Origin of the sequence: Comamonas sp. Z3 (genome assembly GCF_008121565.1) — a bacterium.
Lineage (GTDB): Bacteria > Pseudomonadota > Gammaproteobacteria > Burkholderiales > Burkholderiaceae_C > Comamonas > Comamonas brasiliensis.
Genome location: NZ_VOQU01000006.1, coordinates 293,068 through 314,747 on the forward strand (window position 1 = coordinate 293,068; position 21,680 = coordinate 314,747).

Annotated in this window: 16 protein-coding genes; 3 read left to right on the forward strand and 13 right to left on the reverse strand. The window is 52.9% G+C overall.

The genetic code is table 11. The features are described 5' to 3' along the window. Positions 1 to 15: 15 nt before the first annotated feature. The 4 genes from FSY59_RS18920 to FSY59_RS18935 form a co-directional block, all read right to left on the reverse strand. The gene (locus FSY59_RS18920; protein WP_148729064.1) at positions 16 to 2,295 is read right to left on the reverse strand and encodes a hypothetical protein; all 2,280 of its coding nucleotides are present in this window, start codon (positions 2,293 to 2,295) and stop codon (positions 16 to 18) included. 98 nt (positions 2,296 to 2,393) lie between these two features. After that, positions 2,394 to 3,308: a YafY family protein gene (locus tag FSY59_RS18925; protein WP_148729065.1), complete on the reverse strand. Its 915-nt coding sequence runs from the start codon at positions 3,306 to 3,308 to the stop codon at positions 2,394 to 2,396. A 19-nt stretch (positions 3,309 to 3,327) separates the two neighbouring features. Continuing rightward, positions 3,328 to 3,921: a hypothetical protein gene (locus FSY59_RS18930; RefSeq protein ID WP_148729066.1), complete on the reverse strand. Its 594-nt coding sequence runs from the start codon at positions 3,919 to 3,921 to the stop codon at positions 3,328 to 3,330. Between the two features lie 396 nt (positions 3,922 to 4,317). Further along, entirely contained in the window at positions 4,318 to 5,922 is a 1,605-nt protein-coding gene (locus tag FSY59_RS18935) for a hypothetical protein (RefSeq protein WP_148729067.1), read from the reverse strand. A gap of 114 nt (positions 5,923 to 6,036) precedes the next feature. Between FSY59_RS18935 and FSY59_RS18940 the strand changes: the two genes are divergently transcribed. Further along, entirely contained in the window at positions 6,037 to 6,363 is a 327-nt protein-coding gene (locus tag FSY59_RS18940; protein ID WP_148729068.1) for a helix-turn-helix domain-containing protein, read from the forward strand. Between the two features lie 63 nt (positions 6,364 to 6,426). On the opposite strand, the gene FSY59_RS18945 is transcribed toward FSY59_RS18940, so the two are convergent. The 5 genes from FSY59_RS18945 to FSY59_RS18965 form a co-directional block, all read right to left on the reverse strand. Beyond that, the gene (locus FSY59_RS18945) at positions 6,427 to 7,614 is read right to left on the reverse strand and encodes a GIY-YIG nuclease family protein (RefSeq protein WP_148729069.1); all 1,188 of its coding nucleotides are present in this window, start codon (positions 7,612 to 7,614) and stop codon (positions 6,427 to 6,429) included. After that, positions 7,607 to 9,724, reverse strand: coding sequence for a DEAD/DEAH box helicase (locus FSY59_RS18950; protein ID WP_148729070.1), 2,118 nt, complete (start codon positions 9,722 to 9,724; stop codon positions 7,607 to 7,609). The genes FSY59_RS18945 and FSY59_RS18950 overlap by 8 nt, the downstream gene beginning before the upstream one ends. Further along, positions 9,721 to 12,510 carry a DNA methyltransferase gene (locus tag FSY59_RS18955; protein ID WP_148729071.1) on the reverse strand — a complete coding sequence of 930 codons (2,790 nt, stop codon included), beginning with the start codon at positions 12,508 to 12,510 and terminating at the stop codon, positions 9,721 to 9,723. Before FSY59_RS18955 ends, FSY59_RS18950 begins: the two co-directional genes overlap by 4 nt. A 458-nt stretch (positions 12,511 to 12,968) precedes the next feature. Next, positions 12,969 to 14,288 carry a hypothetical protein gene (locus tag FSY59_RS18960; protein WP_148729072.1) on the reverse strand — a complete coding sequence of 440 codons (1,320 nt, stop codon included), beginning with the start codon at positions 14,286 to 14,288 and terminating at the stop codon, positions 12,969 to 12,971. 266 nt (positions 14,289 to 14,554) lie between these two features. Further along, positions 14,555 to 14,878, reverse strand: coding sequence for an AlpA family transcriptional regulator (locus tag FSY59_RS18965; RefSeq protein ID WP_255439398.1), 324 nt, complete (start codon positions 14,876 to 14,878; stop codon positions 14,555 to 14,557). 184 nt (positions 14,879 to 15,062) lie between these two features. Here FSY59_RS18965 and FSY59_RS18970 point away from each other — a divergent pair, with 184 nt between their 5' ends. After that, a complete protein-coding gene (locus FSY59_RS18970; RefSeq protein WP_148729073.1) occupies positions 15,063 to 16,085 on the forward strand; it encodes a hypothetical protein in 1,023 nt (340 codons plus the stop codon). Between the two features lie 110 nt (positions 16,086 to 16,195). Here the strand turns inward: FSY59_RS18970 and FSY59_RS18975 are convergent, their stop codons facing one another. The 4 genes from FSY59_RS18975 to FSY59_RS18990 all read right to left on the reverse strand — a co-directional run bounded on the left by FSY59_RS18975 (position 16,196) and on the right by FSY59_RS18990 (position 20,320). After that, positions 16,196 to 17,446: a tyrosine-type recombinase/integrase gene (locus tag FSY59_RS18975; protein ID WP_148729074.1), complete on the reverse strand. Its 1,251-nt coding sequence runs from the start codon at positions 17,444 to 17,446 to the stop codon at positions 16,196 to 16,198. A 193-nt stretch (positions 17,447 to 17,639) separates the two neighbouring features. Further along, positions 17,640 to 18,734 (reverse strand): redox-regulated ATPase YchF, encoded by a 1,095-nt coding sequence (gene ychF / locus FSY59_RS18980; RefSeq protein WP_003051453.1) that lies wholly within the window; start codon positions 18,732 to 18,734, stop codon positions 17,640 to 17,642. A gap of 264 nt (positions 18,735 to 18,998) precedes the next feature. After that, the gene (locus tag FSY59_RS18985) at positions 18,999 to 19,322 is read right to left on the reverse strand and encodes a hypothetical protein (protein WP_003051450.1); all 324 of its coding nucleotides are present in this window, start codon (positions 19,320 to 19,322) and stop codon (positions 18,999 to 19,001) included. Between the two features lie 110 nt (positions 19,323 to 19,432). Then, a complete protein-coding gene (locus FSY59_RS18990; RefSeq protein ID WP_148729075.1) occupies positions 19,433 to 20,320 on the reverse strand; it encodes an MOSC domain-containing protein in 888 nt (295 codons plus the stop codon). Positions 20,321 to 20,483: 163 nt separating this feature from the next. Between FSY59_RS18990 and FSY59_RS18995 the strand changes: the two genes are divergently transcribed. Then, positions 20,484 to 21,611: an FAD-dependent monooxygenase gene (locus FSY59_RS18995; protein WP_029158498.1), complete on the forward strand. Its 1,128-nt coding sequence runs from the start codon at positions 20,484 to 20,486 to the stop codon at positions 21,609 to 21,611. Positions 21,612 to 21,680: the final 69 nt, after the last annotated feature.

Sequence of the window (21,680 nt, forward strand, 5' to 3'; positions counted from 1 at the left end):
ATTTCGTTCCAGAAGTTAAACGATAGCTGGGGCTGTAGCAGGCGTAGATGTGCGAGCTGCTACGTTAGTGGATTGCTTGGGGACGAGTTTTTCGCGCAGCACGGCCATCTTGCTGGCGATGTCCTCTAGGGCGACCTTAGTGTTGATACTTTGCTCATAGGGGATGCGCATCTTCGTCTTAGTCTCCAGCAATGCCTCGTTGATCTTGGCACTTGCTGAGTCGAGGTTGCTATCGAGCATTTCTGTGAGTTTTTCAAATACCTTGTCGAGATTCTCGTCAGCGGATTTTCGCTGCTGCTCTTTTTTGTATTCACTGCTGAAGAAGCTGCGGACGGCCTTGTAAAAGCTAAAGACGAGACCCACTGCACCTAGAACTGCGGCAGTGCTCCAACCAACCGGATTCGAGGCAAGAAACGATGCCCAGACCAAAGCTGCAGCCCCGCCTAATGACGAGATGAGTGCAATCACGTTGATGCCGTTGTCCATCTTGAAATCAGTGTTGAAGCTGAGCTTCAACGACGAGAATGGGTCATCGATCGTGTAGTGCAGGATTTCGCTGACGTTTTTTTGATTTTTCTGAATGATGGCCTCTGCCTCACTCGTGAAGGACTTGAACACTGTGGCGAAGCGTGCCTCCAGATCGACTCCCATGCTCGTCTTGAGCTGATCGATTTCTACAGTTAGATACTCCTTGAAGTCATCGTTGCTTGGCTCGTTATCGATGTAGCCGTAAATTGCTGTGCGCATGGAAGTCTTCTTGCTGTTCAACTCGTCATGGCATTCACTTTTGAGCTTTTGCGATGTGCCAGCAAGTAATCCATCGATTTGGGAAGCAGCAGATTTCTGCTGAGCTTCAAGCTTTTGTGCTGCGTTGGCGAAATTGTCGCGGGCCTGGTTCAGGTGAACAATGCCATCTTGCAGGCAACTGCGAACCTTCTTCAGATTTGCAGTGAGGATCTTGGCCTTAAAGTTCTGGCAAAGGTCTGAACGTAGGAACTGCAGAAAAGCGTTCATGCCACTGCGTTGCAGGATTTCATCGGCCTCCATGGCCAAGAGGAATTTTTCCCGATTTCTGACGTGTGGATTGTTGGGAACAAAGCATGAGGCCGAGGCCAAAAACGCAGGCATACCGCTTACGCACAGATGCCCCTTGTAGGTTTCGGTGCCAAGCGACGCAGTCAGTGACTTGCCCATTTCCGCAAGACCGACAGCATCGTTCTGATTTATCAGTGACTGGCCTTGCAAGACCTGTGGATTCGTCGCGCTTTTATTGAAGATAGCCCACACTTCAGTCTGCTTCCCAAGCTGGCGTTTGATCTTGTCGATCGTGCCTTCTTGCCCATCACTGCCAGAGCCAGGGGGGGTAGCATTGCGAGTCACATAAAACACCGCGTGGGCTTTCTTGACGGATGCATCGATCGCGCTCATCACCTGCTTCTCATCGCCTTCGATGCCAGGCACGTCGACCAGTTGGAATTTCTGCCCTTCAGCAGCGAAGTGGTAGGCATGTGATTGAAGTGTGAAGTCCGAGCGTCCATTGCCGATGATGAGGCCATCCTGCAAAGGGATCAGTTGCTCGAACGTGCTTTCCACCTTGGCTAGATCGCTTTTGCAAGCGTCAAGTTTGCTCTGAATGCGAAGTGGCTCAGAGGCGATCGATTCAAGCTTCGCCTTTTGGCTTATCTTGAGCTGCGCCAATGCCTGCTCTTGTGCAGGAAGTGCTTTTTCCTCATCCAGCTTTTTGAATAGGTGCACCAGTTTCTGCCAAATACTCAGGTTTTTTCGCTTGTTCGCGATGGTTGCGATCAGCGCAGTGAGGTGAGCATGTTGCTGGTTCTCTTCATTCAAAAGCTGCTTCGCGAGCGAGTCAGCATGACGCTGACTCTCTGTAAGTTGAGCCTGCAACTGCTGGACCGACTTTTCAAGTGCAATGAGGCTTTCAGCATCAATGTGCAACTCCTTAGCCAAGGTTTGGAATTTTTGCTGCGTAGCGAGTTTTTCGCTGTCGCCCAAGAGGATACGAAGTGTCTCGATCAGGGTCGACTTGCCAGCATTTGTCTCACCATAGAACGCAATGGTGAACGTCTCCCATTCAGAGAGTTCGCGCAACTCGCGGATATCTTCATGGGTCTTGTCTCTGAATTTTTCGAGTAGTGTCCTTGAACTCGCAATCGCACTTTCCAGATCGACGTAGCCCGTCCTTGAGGCACTTTTCTGAAGAACTGCTCCAAGCGACTGATCAACAAAAGCCGTCACTTGGTCATAGATCTGGCTCATCTTGTGAGTATTGGACATACGTATTTATATGAGGTTATTAAACGAGTAAAACGAAGCCTTGATCCGAAGAGGCTGATGTGGCATAGCGATGCTTTTGGGTGAGGCTGATTGGGTATTCATAATTCCCAGCGACTGAGTGCGCCCCGCAAGCCAACCAAAAGCTCCTGATGCCACTCAACAGGCTGAATGATTCGCACATTTGGTAGCCAATACCGCACCACCGGCAGCAGTTGGTCGATGTGATTGATATGCGTGGTGACTAGCAAGGAACCGTCACTATCTTGCCGTTGATGCTGTTGGGGCAATAATGGACGACGAATAAAGTAATGCGCTGCTTCAGGAGCCACACGAAGCAGGACTTCTGTGGTGCCTTCAGTAAACCAAACGTCATCCTTGGCCTCGATGTATTCCTTGTGGCTGCGTTTAGGTAAAAAGAGACTGCTTTGATCTACCAGCAAGTTTTCGATCAAGCCAACGCTGAAATTTTTCAGCTTTGAACCTTCTTCCGCTGCCAAGTACCACACGCCATTTTTGTGGATTAGCTTGTAGGGCTGCACATTGCGTGCTTTGCCCTTATAACTAAAACTGCATATATGTTTTTGCTCGATGGCAGTTTGGAGTTGCAAAAAATCTTGCGTACGCGGCCGCAAGTCTTCATGTGCAATTGCCTGCACATGCGTTGTGCGCTGCTGTTCCGGGGTATGAAGTTGTTCCAACAGGTAGCGCAAGCTGTTATCCGGAAACAAGTGCTCCGTCCCCGACATACGTGCATAGCCATGCAGGTGCTTGGCTGGAATACTGCTTCTCGCTGTGCGCGTCAGTTGCCACTGACCATCAGCACTTCGCTCAACGATCCCGCACAAGCGCTCGCCAAGGTCGCGTTCAATGGTACGCACATCCACTTGAAAGTCTTGGGCAAGCTGGTGCTTGTCAACCGCATCACCTTGATGCAGGCGAGCAAGAATTTGAGACAAGCGCTGTGCCAGTTTTTCGCCTTTTGATGCTGAGCTAGCCAGAGTTGAAGCAGGCATTCAAGAGCTGAGAAGTAATTCAATGAATGTAACTATAAGTTGTTTTTAAGACAGGTTGTGTCGCACCCAGTCCTGCCACAGACCAAGTTGACTTACGTGAATCATGTGAGTTGCGACTCACTCTCTGATTAGCACTTAATGCTTTGGCATTCATCCATGTCTCTAGGGTGCTAATCAGCACTACCAGCTGATGTTGCAGCGAGTTGCTGCAAACCTTCAAATGGAGTAAAGCCATACTGATCTGCTGCACCAACGCCTCTTTTGTGCAAGCGTGTTCGTGATCAAGCGCACCTCCCAAATCGCATTGCAATGCGGTGTGTACACCCACTAGGTGCAACGTGTCTCGTAAAGCCTTGGAGCCATTCAAATAGGAAGTACGTTCTGAAATTATTTGCTTAAACTGAGCAATGCGACGCAGTGCTAACTGGTGGTACAAAGTAATGAAATCCCCATCCAGAGGGTCTGCGCCATCAAGTGCCAGGATACTGGGGCCGAAGTGCGCAAGTGCTGTTGATATCTCTTGGGACAGACGAAGATCCAGTTCGCTCTCACGCGCATGCAAGACTTTTACTCGTCCGTAGAGGTTTCGTATCACAGTATCGCTAACTCGCATGAAGGCTCTTCCAATGCAAAAAAACTGAAGGGAGCTCAAACTTTAGGAGTCGATAGCGACAGCGTGTGTCGCTTGAGCATGTCCTTCTATTGCACCGAAGCTGAAGTTGAGCCCCTGTACCCGATAGAGCTAATTACTGCGGCAAATAAGCTCTCAAACCCGAGGTCAGACCTCGGCTGCAGCGGGAGCTACCGCCTACCTATCGTTGAGTAATACCAGTTTTTGTGCGGCTACGACCGAATGCGCCTGTGCCAGCATTGCTGCACTGGCATCCTGCAGAATTTGCTACTGAGCCAGCTTTGCTGTTTTCACTGCATAGTCACCCAGCCCGGTCATGGAACGCAATGCCACGCATTCCTTCGGAAGGAATGCGTGGCGAGCGGGCCATCTCCTCTGTTAATCCATCGGCAGCGCTTTCGGCTTGCAAGCGGCAATGCTGTTCTTGTTGTGGTTGGCAATGGTCTTCATGGCTACAGGCCAGCCGACATTCTTGCCTTTAAAGTCCATCCAACCTTGCTGCCACAGGGCCTGAAAAAGCTTGCTTGCCTCATCGTGCCCCGCGCCCGCCTTGGGGTTCATGATTGGATGCATGAAAACCAACTGTACTTTTGATGTGTCCTGTATCAGCCAAGCGATGTTGGCGTTGACGGGCGATGCGTAGCGCTGTTCCAGCTCTTTATGCAGTTGCTGCAAGCTGTCGTGTGAAACGTTCGTAAACAGACGCTCCATCGTGCTGACTTTGAAGTCACCGTCGCTATCGGTCTGCACCGCGACCGTTGTTGAGTAGCCGGATTTACTCTTGTAATGGCCTTCGAGGTGGAATACGCCGCAAAACACGGGCTTGGTTTTAGCCATCAACTTGGGCAAGCCCTGGTCAAAGTACAGGCTTTTGCCTGTCGCGAACGACATGGGATAAGTCTTGATGTTCACTGTTTGGTGAAGGCCATTTTTACGATTCTCAGGCTGGGGTACAAAGTACATGGCAAGGTCTGCGGTATCTGCATTGCGCTTCCCTCCCAATGCTTGTTCCGCTAGTTCGTATGCCTGCACCAGATGGAAGAGGTTTCTACGCAATTGGTCGCGCTCATAGCCAGGGCTAGACCAGGTCGCCACCTCCTTCTCAAGCCCGTCTTTGTCACCCTTGCGGTAAAAAGCTTCCATGCGCTTGAAGCTATCTTCGGCATGGGGAGGCAGCTTGCTATTTGCGGTGAGGCCGGAGCGCAATTGCTCACTCAAAGTCATCACCGGCTCAAAAGGCGCGTTCAAAGTCTGGATGGATGCGCCCAAGCAGATGCCATCCAGGCATGGAAGCTGCACAGCTGGAGAGGCTTCAGAAGTTGAAGTAGCAGTTGCTTTGGGGCCGGTCTTTTTCACACCAAGTTGTTCAACGGATGTTCCCTCAGTCCTAGTGGGCGATGCCGAAGATGATGGATTAGATGGCCCTGCTTGTCCTGTCCGCGCTAAGCTGCTAGTTGCAGCTGGCTCTGACGATCTTTCACCACGTGCTGTCGGTGCCGAACCGGAGCGTGATGCAGTGTTCGCAACCGTTGTGGCTGACGTGGGTAATGCGGGCTGTGGCACTGCAGGAGGCGGCGTTGAAGCGGCGACTGGTACTGGCTTGCGTGCGGCATGTGCCAACGCAGTTTTGTCATAAATCAGCTTCAGATGAATTGCATGTACGTCTCCAGCGTTGGATGCTACACGTAGCACTTTCACGGCGCTCTTCGCGGGTTGGAACTTGCGCAAATCCACCACCCAGTGCGCCCCTAGGTCATCAAAGGGAATGTCGGGAGTGAGCACCGTGTACATGTACAGCGATGGCTCAGGGCTTTTAACGGAGCACAGTTCCGTGTCAGGGTTGTGGCATTCCGCATAGTAGTCATGCACCCTTGATGCCAGTTGAGTACCTTCACGAGCACCGGCAGACTGCACCCAAGCGCCCACAGCAAACCCCAACACGCCCAGCACTGTGAGCCAGCGCGTTCCCTCTCTCATTACCATGCTTTGTCCTTTTATTGGGCTGGGCAGTTGCTTCTTGCCTCAGCAATGCTACGTAACTCGTAGTATCGAGAATAAAGCATAACTACGAATCTCGTAGCCTTTTGAAGGTGCGAGATGTCCGACGCGGATGAACAATGGGGCGCGAGGCTCAAACAGGCCCGCCTAGCTGCGGGGCTGTCGCAAAAGATGCTGGGAATTGAGGCGGGAATCGATGCGTTCGTGGCGAGCACGCGCATCAATCGCTATGAGCTTGGCATCCACAAGCCAGACTTGCTGACTGTGCGCAAGTTGGCTCAGGTGCTGAAGGTGCCTGTGGCGTTTTTCTACGCCGACACTGACGATGAAATTGCTGAACTGTTGTTCAAGTACGGAAAGGCTGATGAAGAAGTTCGCCTGAGGATTCAAACGCTTCTTGCTGACCAGCCTCCCCAAGACACGTAGCAGATACGTTTACGCCATGTAGGGCATATATAGCCCATGCATGGCTGCATTGTGAAAAATGATTTACTGAGTCGTAACTAGGCGGGCTGATTGAACGTCGTACACCACATCGGTGAGCGTTCCATCCACGATCCGCAGCACAACCTCATCAATCACATGCAAAGGCACAAGAAACCATTCACGCGGCTTCACCGGCTTGCCAAAACGGTCTTCCAGGGTGAGGTCTAGTTGCGCAGCACCAAACACGCGGTGAAACAGTGCTTCCAGCTTCACTCTGTTGACGTTGTGAAGCTTGTAGGTTGCGACAATTTCCACGCCAGCCAATAAGTATGTTGCTTGGTTTTCAGAACCCGCAATCCGAGTCTCAACCTTGCCCCCTGTCACCCCGATTTTGTGAATCAACTCGCGATGTTGAGCCACAAACGGATGCTCTGACTTGCTGCGCAGAACGTAAATGGTGCCCGTCTCAATGTCTTCTGGCTCTACTTCGCCACTGAACAACGGGCCCATATCGGGGTCGGTCAGCCGCCGACCTGTATCGTCTTTATAGAGCGCACGTTGCAAAGAACGGAGCAGCAGGTTGCTTTCAGTACCGTTGGCATAAATGACTCTCAGACGCGCATCATTGTCGCCATTCGGTGCCTTGATCGTCTCACCGACCTCTGCCACATAGGCAAGTTGACCACCCAAAATGAAGTAGTTGCCATCGGCCACGCTGGCATCACGTCCGAAACGAAGCGTTTTCCTCACACCCGACTTCAGGTCCTGTTCAACCTGTTCAAACAACGGGCGGAATCGCTCAAAGTCTTCGCAGGCATTACGCTCAGCCACTTCCTCAGCTGCACGTTTTTCCACACTGGACCGGACATGCCGTAGCACAGTGATATCACCGGTCTCTGCCATCTCCTCGGCAATACCCAACTCAGCAAGCAATGCATCCTCGTCAAGCGCATCAATATCCACGGCCGGAACCTGATTGCCTTCTAGCAGCTTGGGTATATCGAGCTCTGCCAACAATGCATGGGCCTCTGGCAACTTGCGTAGTTGATCTAAACGAACAGCGTAAAGCCGCTCAAAAATATCGCGTTCTTCACCATGCTGAGGTGCTCGACCATGAGTTTGATGAAAACGCAGAATGTCTTCAAAGCCAGCAACGATGCGCTCTTCGCGCGGGGTACGGCTGGAAGTTTTGAGCGGGGTAACCTCTACACCCAGCGCATCCAGCAGATCGTCATCATCCATATCAGCCATTGCTCAAAGCTCCTTGTGCCTGGGCAGATTTAGCCAATGCACGATAGCGTGCAAAAGCCGCCACGCCCTCGGCCATGCGCTTTTCCCAAGCATCGGCAGAGTTGATGTCCGGCAAGCGGCCACGTTCGTTCTTGAACTGCAAAGCTCGCTTGGAAAGGTCGCGCGCCTCTTCCTCAGTTAGGCTTACCTTCTTGGCGGCAATGGCAGCCTGTACCTGCCGCAGCGACTTCTCATCCATGGCCTTGGCAAGCACTGCGTAGGCGGCATCAAATGGGTTGATGCGGTCAATCAGATCGATGTCTAAGTCCTTCACATTGACAAACTTACGCACACCGTCAATCAATGCGGTACTACCTTGGCTACCACCACCATTGGCGTCTGCCTGAGCCAAAGCCAACTTCGCTTGCTGGGTGATGTTCATCGCGGCAATAGCATGCTGGCGGATCGCCTCTTGGTCCGCATCGCTCAGCTCTGGGTAGCGCTCACGCACGATCTTTCCCATGCGCAGTTGCGTCAATTCCTCGGGCAGCGTGTTTTCCTTGTCGAACAGCCCACGTTCGAGCGCAGTCTTGTCTTGCAGAAAGCTTGTGACTACCTCGTTCAAGTCTTCCTTGCAGATTCGAGTCGCTTCGTGTGTTTCAGGTTTGGTCAGGCCGGCAATCTCCAGGTGAATCTGGCCAGTGTCCTTGTTCACCCCGATGTTGTGCCCACCCTCTTTGTAGCCCTCTTCACCATAATCGAAGCCTTCCTGAGGGCCAGCGTTCTTTGGTGTGAATTCGTAGCGGGGGGCCAGAACCTGCTCCATCAACAAGCTGGCAGAGATGGCTTTGAGCATGTCGTTCACAGCCTCGGCCACTGCTGACTGGTCAGCGGTAGGCTCTGCAATCAGATTGGTGAACCGAGACCGCTCTTTGCCCTTAGCATCACGGGTTGCACGGCCAATGATCTGCACGATTTCTGTCAAGCTGCTGCGGTAGCCAATGGTCAGCGCATGCTCACACCAGATCCAGTCAAAGCCTTCTTTGGCCATGCCCAGCGCGATGATCACATCCACATGGTCACGGTCGTTTTTATGGGCTGGGTCTTTCAGTGCCGACAGCACGCGAGAGCGCTTTGCCGGATCACTGTCGTCAACAAGGTCAGCCACCTTCAAGATGCGGCCTTGTGGGGACTCGACCAAATGGAAGCCGGTGTCGGGGTCCACGCCCTTCCACGTGCCCAGACCATGCATGATCTCGTCCACCTCGCGCTGCTTGTCTTTCAAGCTCTCACGCGCATTCACGTTGGGGATGTGAACAATGGTTTTGAGCGAAGGGTCGAGCACCTTATTGACCGCATCTACGTAAGCCCCGGTATAGAAGAAGTAGCCGATGTCCAGCGATTTAAGCCACTGGTAGCCGTTGAGCTGCTCGTAGTAGGTGTAGGTCACCGTCTCGAACCTGGCTTCGTCTGCAGGGCCCAAAACGGCCTCGCTGTCCCCTCGGAAGTACGAACCCGTCATCGCCACCAAGTGAACCTTGTCACGGGCAATGAAGGCACCCAATTGGCTGCCCAGCTTGTTGTCTGGGTTGCTGGACACGTGGTGAAATTCATCAACCGCGATCAGGCGGTTATCAAAAGCAGTGATACCCAATTCCTCCACGGCAAAGCGGAACGTGGCGTGGGTACAGACCAGCACCTTGTCATCGCTGGCTAGGAATTCACGGACAGCCGCCACCTTGGACTTGGCCGCACGTGGCTCATCTCCGCCAGGGGCATTACACAAATTCCACTGAGGTGCGACCTTCCAGTCCCAATAAAAACCAAATTGCGTCAGTTGCTCATCAGCAAAACTGCCACCAATAGAGCGCTCGGGCACCACCACGATGGCCTGTTGCAAGCCCTGGTTATTCAGCTTGTCCAGCGCAATAAACATCAGGGCACGGGACTTGCCGGATGCAGGGGGAGACTTGATCAACAGGTATTGCTCACCGCGCTTGGCGTAGGCGCGCTCTTGCATGGCACGCATGCCCAGTTCATTGGCCTTGCTCGACGCGCCAGTACGTGCCGTGTTGATGGACACCGATGGCACGGTATACGCATTAGTCGGGTTGCTTGCTTGATCGCTCATACGGTTTTCTTCCTCCCTCTGGTTGCCTTGGCAGCAGGCTTGGCCTTGTCTGCGGCAGTCATCTTGGTGTACAGCTCGAACATTTTTTCCAACCGCTCTGTGTCGTTCTTGAATCGGCGACCGATGTAGATACGCTCCAACACCTCGTCATTGCGCTCATGGGCATGACGCAGGTTGTCCGGCATGGTTTCCGGGTCATACAAATCGGCGATGGTGGCGGGGAAGTGGGATTCACGGGCTAGCAGGATGTCATCAGCGCAACGAGTTAGGTCAGCCTTGTTCTGTTCGGTAAGCAGTGGGACTGGGAAGGTGTTCCAGCCAAGGGTATTGGAGTATGAAAAGTCGGTACGCATCCGCACGCACACAGTGCCAATCCAGACCCAATGCAGACGAGAGGCGATCACCGCCAAATTCCAGAGTGGCGCATCGTAAAGTGCAAAACACTTATTGGAGACAATGGCCTCCTTAGTCAAGTAGTCACACGGCAGATATGGCCTATTCTCGGAGCTCACGCCTGGAACGAGTATTTGGTTTTTTCTGGCAACGCCCGCAATTTGAACGAATCGGTAAGGGCGATCTGCAAACTGCCGAGTGGACTCAGCGTCGGACTCGCGACGGTTTTCAGCTACTCGAATGAGCCGATCCGCAACGAATGCACTTTTGCGAGCTTTCTCAACCTCACCTTCTTCAATCCAGAGGCAGTAGCGCAATCTGCCATTGATAAGCTCGTCAGAGCCGTAAAACCGTCGAAGGAATGCGCGAGCTATTGGATCTTCACTCCCTATCCTGAGTGCTAAGTCGCCGTCGAGAAACAAGTTCCCGCCATCGCGAGGCATGTTGCCGAACAGCATGGTCGATTGTTCGCCAATTGGTGCAGTTGCTTTCTGTACGTACGCCAGGCTATCCGGAACAAGATATGGGCCAATGGCTGAGCATTGCTTGACCAGTTCATCTTGGAACAGCCTTTTTGGTCTTGACGACTTCTTGCCGAGGCCAATTACAACGACCGTGACCCCTGCGTTATTACTAGCTAAATTGGCCCATTTGAAGGACGTATGCGCGAAACGTATCTCGCAGTCGCGCGCGAATGCCACTGGCCACACATCAATCGCCTGCTGACCCTGAACTACGCTATTTGTTGCCACGAACGCGGCTACAGCGTCAGGCACTTTGTCTAGGTAGTCAAAAAAACGGGCAAACCACCCAGTGACAAAGTCAGTTGTCTTTGCAAGCCTTGGGTGCTTGATCCAAGCATTCGCCAGGTCGGCTTTTTGACCTTCGGATTGCCATTTACTCCCTTTGTAAGGAGGGTTCCCACAGATGTATGTTTCACCGCCTTCATTCTCGAAGTCAATCTGCGCTTGATCAAGCGGGGCCTCAAACAGGTCATCGGCTACGAGCTTTGTATCCAACCCTGTGGCGGGACAAACGCCCAACCAATCCAATTGCAATGCATTCCCACAGACGATCCAGTTCTGAGCATCCAGCGGCAGGAACTCGGCCAGAGCATCCTTCTGACCGCGATAGAGCACGTCACACTGGAACTCCGCAATGATGAGCGCCAGCCGTGCAATCTCAGCGGGGAAGTCACGCAGCTCGATGCCTCGAAAATTGGTCAGCGGAATCTCGCTTCGCAAGTGCAGCTCATCTCTGCGGCGGTTGATCTCGGCTTCTATCTCGCGCATCTGCTTGTACGCGATAACCAAGAAGTTCCCCGATCCGCAAGCCGGGTCAAACACCCGGATGCGGGCCATGCGCTTGCGAAGGTTAAGCAGCTTTCGTTCGTTGTCGCCAGCATCAGCCAACGCGGCTCGCAGGTCGTCCAAGAACAGCGGGTTAAGCACCTTCAAGATGTTGGGCACACTGGTGTAGTGCATGCCTAAGGCACCACGCTCATCATCATCAGCCACCGCTTGAATCATGCTGCCGAAGATGTCGGGGTTGATTTCCCGCCAACTCAATGCACCAGCATGCATCAGGTAAGTGCGAGCCATACGTGTGAATCGCGGCACCTCGGTGCTACCGGAAAACAGCCCTCCGTTCACATAAGGAAAACCGTTGGCCCAATTTGGCAGGCGCGGATCGGCGTCAGCACGCTCAGACACCTTGATGTTCATGGCGCGGAAGATTTGACAAAGCACCTCATGGGTGTTGCTTCCATCGCTCGCGCTCATCTGGTCAACCGTCTGGGTGAACAGGCCCTTGCCGTTGAAGATGTCCGTGTCTTCGGCGAAAAAGCAAAACACCAGCCGTGCCATGAAGTGATTCATGTCGCTGCGACGTTCTTCCTTGGCCCAGTCTGGGTTCTCACGCAGCAGTTCGACGTAGAGCTTGTTCAGACGCCCTGTGGCTCGAACGTCGATAGGGTTGTCTTTAATCTCCTTAATCGTGGAGATACCTGCCAACGGCAGTAGGAATCCAAAATGATTCGGGAAGTCCTCAAAGGCACAGGCGATAGTCTCGCCGCTGATCAACTCCTCGGCTTCTAGCGTCTGACCGTCGGTCGCCAGGATGAACTTGGCTTTTGCCTTGGTTGTGGCTGGGCTGTCTCGCAGAGTGTGGAGCATGTTGCCCACGGTGCCCGCATCGCACACCGCAATGTGAATGTTGTTGCGCAGGAGAACCCCACCAGGCACATCCGAGGCGTTGTTGTTGCCCGCGCGAAGCTTTCTTAGCGTCGTTTCCTTGTTGCCAAAGGCCGCTAAGAAGGCGTAGGGAAATTCAGCAGCGTTAAAGGGTTGGGCAGCGAGATCCGATACGGCTGACTCGATTTCGACCGCATTCATATTTTTTGGAGGGAGCAGTTCATTCTCTTGGAATGGTACCGGCATTTGCGCCTGAACCTACGGTGGTTGCGTGCATTCCGCAGCTATCTCATTGATTGAAAAGCCCCAGAAGAGCCCTGTGCACTGCCCCTGCTGAAGCAACCGCAAACAGAGTCTTGAGTCTGCCAAGGAAGTTGTGCGCAGAGACAAGCACAGCCTGCGCACGAATGTGCCCTGACTCAAGCAACCTCGGCCCGCGACACCAGGGGCGATGCAACCGTACTCGTACAGCACCGAATCCTCTTGTCCAACTACCCAGACACCCTCAGCACCATGAACTATTGGGAGCCTCCAAATGCAAATGACGCAATACTTGGATTGCGACATGTATTGCGTCAAGCAAGTAACGACAAGCTGCAAAACAAAAAATGGCATGCAACCGCCAGGTCACATGCCATCAAAGTCAAATAATTCGCCTATCAATCGTCAGTCAAATTTGAAATATTTGGAATATTCAAACTTCCAAAACCACGATAAGGCTTCGATTTAATTGTCTTCTCTTTCTCATCTACATGGGCATCACCCATCAAGTCTGATATATCTGAAGTACCACCATTATTTTTGACATTAAACTTATTTACCTCTGCTTGTATAATTTTTTCATAAAAAATCGGCATATTCTCCATATTAAATACATGTGGCAATAGGTCAGGATACTTCTTTGAAATTTTCGGCATTGAAGGCTGAACACACCACTTCCAGGCTTTTAGTTGCTTGTGCTTTCCCCACGGAATAGTAGGATCGATCCGCGCAACCTTCAGAATCTTCTTTTTCAGTTCATAGCGCTGACTCTTTGTTAGACCTTCAACATATGAACCTTCCGCACCAACGTAATAGAGCTTTAGAAAATCCTGAGTCTTTTGATCAAACTTAGCCAAGTCATTGGGACGGTGTTTATTATGGCGAAGGTTATCGCCAAAGCGCAGCATAGAACGAAAATGCTCAAACACCTTGCCAATCACATCATCTGCTTTCGCCTTATCTTTCCAAGCCGTAACGCGGCTCATGCCAGGCTCAAGCTTTTCCAAATAAGCACCATTGACGCACAGTTCAATGCGGAGCCCACGTTGGCTCAATTCATAGATTTTCTCTTTCGTAGCTCTATCTAAATAATCAACATCAACTTCACAACCATATTTCTTCTTTTCTTTAATATCCTTATATTTAACATATGCACGAACATAAGGATGGTTACGAATTTTCAAGTATACAGTTCGACCTGCATCTTCACCCACATGCTGCCTATATGATGTGGACAAATAATGATAGAGGGCATTGATTCTATCCTCTAACTCATTACGCTTAAGCACTGCATCATCTATATCAAGGCACTTCAGCAAGTAGGTAAAGTCTACGAACCTAATAACCGCATTACTCAGGCTGATAAGCGTCAGACTCTTGCGACTAACACCGATGTTCTTGAGGTAATGCTTCAAAAGCAGCATTGCAATTTTGGCAGCTTCATATGGAAGAACGTGCACAAAAGCGTTATTCCCAATAACGCATGCTGGCACATTCATACTTACCCGAAAACCTACAAGGAATTTCTTTTCCTTATCCAAGCAAGGCATCATCTTGAAGCCAGCACCCGTAATCGGCGACTTCAGTGTAAGCATATCTGCATAATTGACTTGACCTGTTTTCAGTGAGACTTTGCACTCAAATTCAAACTGTTCACTAGCTTCCTCAACTGGAATTAGTTGGTCAAGATTAAACATTAAATCAAACGAGTCACACATTTCTATTCTCTTCGTAAATTGTTTTTCACTGGTGTTTGATAGCTATACGATATTTACATCATTACTAGCTCAATAAGCCAGCCGCTACATTGATCTAGCGCCTCTATCGATACAGCATTTAAACCACTATTTCTGCAGCTTTTCTTTTATTCTTCATGGCTTGAAATTGCTGCTTCGTCCGATTCATCAGCCATAAATCTGACATTTATGCAACTTTTCAGCAGCAGACTTTTACAGTTTTTCGCATGCAAAAGTCAGGCAGCGAATTAGGCTCCACTCATCTCTTTAAGGCGCTTGCGCAATGCTCCAACTTGCCAAACCGTTATGCGCTCTGAGAGTTTCACAGGGGCTGGAATTTCTGCAGTCTTGACGCGACGCCAAACGGTTGCGCGTGAGCACGCAAACAGTGCCTGCACGGTATGCAAGCGCACAAAAGCGAGATCCGGCAAGCTATCGAAGGCGAACAATGCGGGGTCAATACGAGGGCCCTTCGCATCGACAAGGGCATCGTTTTGAGCGGGCTGTGCAGAGGTAGGAAGTTGGCTTTTTGCCATGAAATTTCTCCAGCTGCTACGAGCAATCTGCGACATACAGAAGCTCTAGCCCTAACCCTTTACAGATTTCAAAAAATCGCTCTGCAACCTCAAAAAATCGGCGCTATTGCTAGTTTCCTTGAGTGAGGTGTGAGGTTTTTGAGACCACTCACGCCTTCTCCTATGAGGTGTCGTGCCTCTCGATACTATGTGAGGTGTGAGGTGTGAGGTGTGAGGTAGGATGCGTACTTTGCACCTATGCAAAACTGGGTGTGCGGTGTGCGGTGTGCGGTGTGCGGTGCGCGGTGTCCAGCACGGCTCCTATCCGCCAGAGCCATTTGTGGTTATTAAATATTTAGCAAATACTATGAAAATAAATACTTCTATAGCTAGTGAATGGACCTATAGTGAATTCATCACAGTATTGCTTTCTCTAGATCGTTCGACGAAAACTCAAGAATATCTTGAATGGCTAATCAAAAATCAAGATTTAAAAGCAACCGAAAAACATCTCAATCGAGATAAAGAGATCAATATCTCTTTCGGTCAGGTATCTAGGATTTCCAAAATAACTGATTATTTAAGTGATTCCATACCAAGCCACACAACGGGCAATAAATTATCCATTGCATTTTGGATGCGAGTTGGAATACATTTAAGCACGCACTATCAAGAGGATATAGACAACCTCATCGAGAACTACTGTGAATGGAAGGATAATCAGGGCAGAGAATATGTTCTTATAGCAAAGCAAAAAAACAATAACTCCAATGACTCTAGCTATTCTTTAGATGCATTTATATCCAGAGGCGCATTCAAAGACAAAAGCAAGGCAATTCCTGAAGAAAAATGGAAAATCATCAAGGCTAAACTTTTAGAAATAAATCCTAAAGGTAAAAAACAAAAAGATCCTTTCCGAGGAATTGGGAAATACAAATATACTGAGTTAAAAACAGTTATAGAAAAAGAAATTGAGCGATCTTATATTAAAGACTTACGACCAAGAACCGGCCCCAGTGGGAAATGCGAATATAACAACAAACGGGAAGAACTATATAGAGAATTAGTAGAAAAATACAAGATCACCTTAACCATCAGCAGTTTCAAAAAAGCTATAGGTGATTTTGTAAAATGCTATTCCAAAGGTAATATGCCAATTATAAAGAGCAAAAGGGATGCTTTTCTCCATCAGCAATCTCACAAAAATGACGAAGAACGCAGAAAAATCACATCACCGGATAAAATCAGAAGTCTCAAAGAGTAGAAAACAGATCCAAAAAAATGGCGCATTTGCGCCATTTTTCTCTTATACATATCTACATCTGGAATTAGCCTTCACAGTTCAACCCCATATGACGCCGATTAGTCAAATTTCTAGAATTTAGGTTCCGCACCACTCTCCAAATCCTTCAACATATTTGCCCACTTCTGCATCATCTTCGCTCGATCCGACAGGTAATCCGCATGGTTATATGTGCGTCGTACTGAGTTAGGTTCAATATGTGCAAGTTGACGCTCTATCCAATCTGGGTGGTAGCCCATTTCATTTAGACGTGTACTACCCGTGGTTCTCGTGGCATGCGGGCTAAATTTCCCTGCCCACCCTAATACATGGAGCATTTGCCGAAAAGATGCCACACTCATAGGCTTGCTTCGATCATCTCTTCCAGGGAAAACATGCTCATAGTGCCCAGTCAAACCATTTTGGGCACGCAGCATTTCAACTGCCTGTGTCGGCAGTGGGATCACATGCTCCTTACGCTTTTTCATCCGCTCGGCACTAATTTTCCATAGTGCCTTATCGAGATCGAACTCCGACCACTTAGCCTCCACCGATTCACTGGGGCGGCACAAAGTCCACCACATCAATCGAAAAGCCCCAATAGTCTCGTAGCGACCACCATGGCTGGTTAGGTCACGCAAAAGTTGCCCAATTTCTTCTGCAGTCAAAGGCCGCTTGTGCTGAGTTTTGTTGGCAGGAAGGGCCTTACGTACAGGATGCACCGGATCAATATCCGCGCGCAGCGTCGCGATTGCCAGTTCAAAGACCCCACCCATAGTTCGCCGCGCCTCAGCAGCAACAGAAGGGCCGTTCTGTTTGTGGGCCGTTTGCAGAACATCGAGCACATGCGCCGATGTGACTTGCTTTACAGGAAGCACTCCAATTTTGGGAAACACCACACGCTGCAGCATGTCGAGGCGGCGCTTCTTGGTCGTGTCCTCCCAGTCTTTCATGGTCAGCCATTCGCGAGCAACGGCCTCAAAGGTGATTGCACTTTGCTGCACTCGCTTAATCTTGTCAGCCTGTCGCTGATGGGCAGGGTTGATGCCTTGCTTGACCAAACCACGTGCCTTGAGCCGTTCCTCGCGAGCTTCAGCAAGCGTGAAACGCCCACCAGCACGCCTTGCTTGCGCAGCTTCGACAGCCTCTCCCGCCGGAGCACTCCCGTAATCACCAATCGCAAACACGCTTTCTTTGAGCTTCCCATCCTTTTCAAGCTTGAAGCGATAGCGCCAAGCCTTGGTACCGTTCGGCTTCACCTCCAAGTACAACCCCTTGTCATCACTGAGCTTGTAAGGTCGATCTTTAGGCTTAGCTGTACGGCATTGCGTGTCATTCAACATGGTTTCTCTCTCTACAAATCCTCGTACCCACTTTTCTGATGGGTACGCGGTGAGCGTACCCATCATCGTACCCACTTTCATTCGAGACAACACGAGGCACCGTGAGACAAACAGGAAATGAAAAAGCCCCGTAAACCTTTGATTTACGGGGCTTTCGATACCTCATGCGACCGCATGAGACAACAGTCTGAAGTTAGACGTTGAACAGGAAGTTCATCACATCGCCGTCCTTGACGATGTATTCCTTGCCTTCGGCGCGCATCTTGCCGGCATCCTTGGCACCCTGCTCGCCCTTGAAAGCGATGTAGTCTTCAAAGGCAATGGTCTGGGCACGGATGAAGCCGCGCTCGAAGTCGCCATGGATCACGCCCGCAGCCTGGGGGGCCGTGGCGCCGACGCGCACGGTCCAGGCACGCACTTCCTTTTCACCGGCGGTGAAATAGGTCTGCAGGCCCAGCAGCTTGAAGCCGGCACGGATCAGGCGGTTCAGACCCGGTTCTTCCAGGCCCAGTTCCTGCAGGAACATATCGCGGTCTTCATCTTCCATCTCGGCCATTTCGGCCTCGATCTTGGCGCAGATGGCGACCACGGGTGCGCCCTGGGCTTCGGCGTATTCCTTGAGGCGATCCAGCAGAGGATTGTTCTCAAAGCCGTCTTCGGAGACATTGCCCACGAACATGGCGGGCTTGGCGGTGATCAGGCAGAAAGGCTTGAGCAGGGGCGCGTCTTCCTTGGACACGGCCACCACGCGAGCCGGCTTGCCTTCATTCAGCGCCGCCTGAATGGGCGTCAGCAGCGCAACCAGCTTGGCGGCTTCCTTGTCGTTGCCGGACTTGGCGGCCTTGCTGTAGCGGTTCAGCGCCTTTTCCACCGTGGCCAGGTCGGCCAGGCACAGCTCGGTCTGGATGACTTCGATGTCGGCAATCGGGTCCACCTTGCCTGCCACGTGGATCACGTTGGGATCTTCGAAGCAGCGCACCACGTTGACAATGGCGTCGGTCTCGCGGATGTGGGCCAGGAACTGGTTGCCCAGACCTTCGCCCTTGGAGGCGCCAGCCACCAGACCGGCGATGTCCACAAACTCCACAATGGCAGGAACAACGCGCTCGGGCTTGACGATCTCGGAGAGCTGATCCAGACGCGGATCCGGCACTTCCACGACGCCGGTATTGGGCTCGATCGTGCAGAAGGGATAGTTCTCGGCGGCGATGCCGGCCTTGGTCAGCGCGTTGAAAAGAGTGGACTTGCCCACGTTGGGCAGGCCCACGATGCCGCATTTGAGGCTCATGGAATTTCCTTATGTATCAATGCACTATCGAGCACCACACCCATGTGGCGGAAGTGCCCGATCCGCATCGGCGCGAATCTGGTTCTTCTGAAGCGTGACCCCTGGGCACTCTGTCCGTCCAGAGTTTCGTCCCGGTTTGGCCACGGAAAGCCCATGATTGTAATGACCCGGCAATCTCTGCTCTTGTGCGGTAGATTGCACCGCCCTTGCAGCTGCCAAGCAAAAAGCCCGCCGCAAGGCAGGCTTGAGAGAGAAAATGCCGAATCAGCTTGCGCTCACCGCCGGCGAGCAAGTACGCATGGGGCCAAACAGCTGCTCCAGCCCTGCGGTCTCTTGCAGCCTTCGGAACTGGGACTGCGAGCGGCACAGATACTTGGTCATGCAGGGGGTCTGGCAGCCGCGCATCAGGGCCGGCACCTTCTGGGCAAACTCCAGCACCCAGTCTCCAGCCTCGCAGCCTATATGACCATGGCCGTCCGGCAGGCGGAAGTCGCCGTCAGGCGTACGAAACGTCAGACGGGCGATCTTTCCGGCAAAGGCGCTGCCGCCGGTGAGAACCACGAAATCGCCAGACTTGAATTCAGCCATGCTACCCTCCCCTCGTTGCTGCTGCCAATGACCCTATTGGACACTGCTTCGGCGGCATCCCTATTACAGGGATGCCCCAAGTCCTTGAAAGACAAAGACCTGCGCCACCCTCAATCAAAGCGCAGATGGCCCGCCAGCTGCTGACCCACAGCCAGTTCAGCCCCTGAACCGGCGGCATCGGACAGGCCCAGCACCATCGCATTCATGCCGAAAGTAATAGCACCATCCACACGCGGGTCCTGACGGTAACCGGAAATTGAATCTCCCACAGCAGTCCCGGGCACGGCGGTATCGGGGTCCACATCGGGAATCGGGCAGCGCGTACAGGGCTTGCAGGGTTTCAGGCTCAGGCCGGGCAGCTCCTGCAGATCCAGCTGCTCCACGCGGTCTTCATCGTGGGCTTCTATATCGGCAATCACGATATTCGGACGAAAGCGCCGCGCATCGACGGCGGCTTCGCCGGCCAGCGTGAGTCGCTGGTTGAGATCGTCCACGGCCGACTGGCTGAGCAGCAGCAAGGGGTAGCCATCGGCAAAGTGCACCGGGGCATCGCCATCGCCCACCCAGCGCTCGCTGGCCCGGCGCGGCCGGGAAGCATCGAAGCGCACCAGGCGGCAATCCTCGGCCAGCACCTGGCTCAGCCAGCTGCGCGCGTGCTGCGCCCATGCACCGAGATCCCAGGCATCGACCGTGTCCTTCCAGACCCGAACGCGGCATTGGCCGCCCTGCAGCTCCAAGGGAATCTGCAGGCTGTCCATGCCCGGAAAATGCAGCAGCAAATACGCATCCGTAATCTCGGGGCGGATCAGTGCCATGCGCGGATGACTGCGCTGGGTCAAAAAAACTCCATTCGCATCCACCACCATCCAGTGCCTGTCCCATTGCAGGCCATGGCGCGAAAGCCTGGCCCTGGACAGGGCAATGCCGGCACAGGATTTGACAGGGTAGATCCACAGCTCGGCAATCCTGCCCTGCACGTCATAGCTGGAGTCGGTCATCACATCTCCTTCGATTACGGATTCTTCATCATTTTGCGGCCAATCCCTTGCCTGACATCCGCAGGCCGCTATCAACAACATAGTCGCCCGCAACCGGCGGTCAACCGGCCTGAGGTTTCCGCTCTGAGCGCAGGCCCTGTCCGCGCCTCCTACAATGCCGGACATGGCGCAAACCTTTGATGTATGTATTCGTGGAGCCGGCATTGCGGGCCGGACCTTGGCTCTGTTGCTGGCGCGTGAGCGTCTGCGTGTCGCGCTGGTGGTGCCTCCGCAGCCTCGATCCCCGCAGCACAGGGATGTGCGTGCCTATGCGCTCAATGCCAGCTCCAGGACCGTGCTGCAATCGCTGCGCTGCTGGCCCGACGAGCAGGATGCGACGCCCGTGCTCGGCATGCAGGTGTTTGGCGATCTCGACGGCCAGGTTCAGTTCAATGCAGCTTCCCAGGACGTGCAGGCCCTGGCCTGGATCGTCGACGTGCCTGCGCTGGAGCAGCGCCTGGCCGAGGCCGTGCGCTATCAGCCTCAGGTGGAAATCGTCGCGGAACCCGTGGAGGCCGCCCTCACCGCCGTCTGCGAAGGCCGTCACAGCAGCTCACGCAGCGAATTCGGCGTGGAGTTCTCCGTCACTCCCTATTCCCAGCACGCAATTGCCACACGCCTGCGCTGCGAGCTGCCCCATGGAGGCATTGCACGCCAGTGGTTCACACCCGAAGGGATTCTGGCCTTTCTGCCTTTGGGCGGGGCCGAGGGTCATGAAGTGGCCGTGGTCTGGTCGCTGGAACACTCGCTGGTGCCCGACTGGCTGGCAAGCGACGAAGAGAGCTTCACCACCCGCCTGCAGTCCATCAGCCAGGATGCACTGGGCCAGCTGGAGCTGGTGGCCGAGCGTGCCACCTGGCCCCTGCAGCAGGCCGTGGCCGACCGCTGGTGCGGACCGCTGGACAGGAACAGCCAGCAAAGCTGGGTGCTGGCAGGAGACGCCGCCCATAACGTCCATCCGCTGGCCGGCCAGGGTCTGAACCTGGGCCTGGGCGATGTGCAGGCGCTGGCGCGCGTCCTGCAGGAGCGCGACTACTGGCGCAGCCCCGCCGATCTGAAGCTGCTGCGCCAGTACGAGCGCGAGCGCAAGGCGGCCCTGGCCCCCATGGGTCTGGCCATGGACGGGCTGCAGCAGCTGTTTGCCCGCCCCGAAGTGCCGGTGCAGATGCTGCGCAACTGGGGCATGAAGGGCTTCGAGCGCAGCGGTCCGCTCAAGTCCTGGATGGCCAGGCAGGCCATGGGCCTGCTCTGAGAAACTGCTCGGGGAACCCTTGGCGCGACCCGCACTCCAAGCAACAGACCTGCCATCCATGTACCGTGG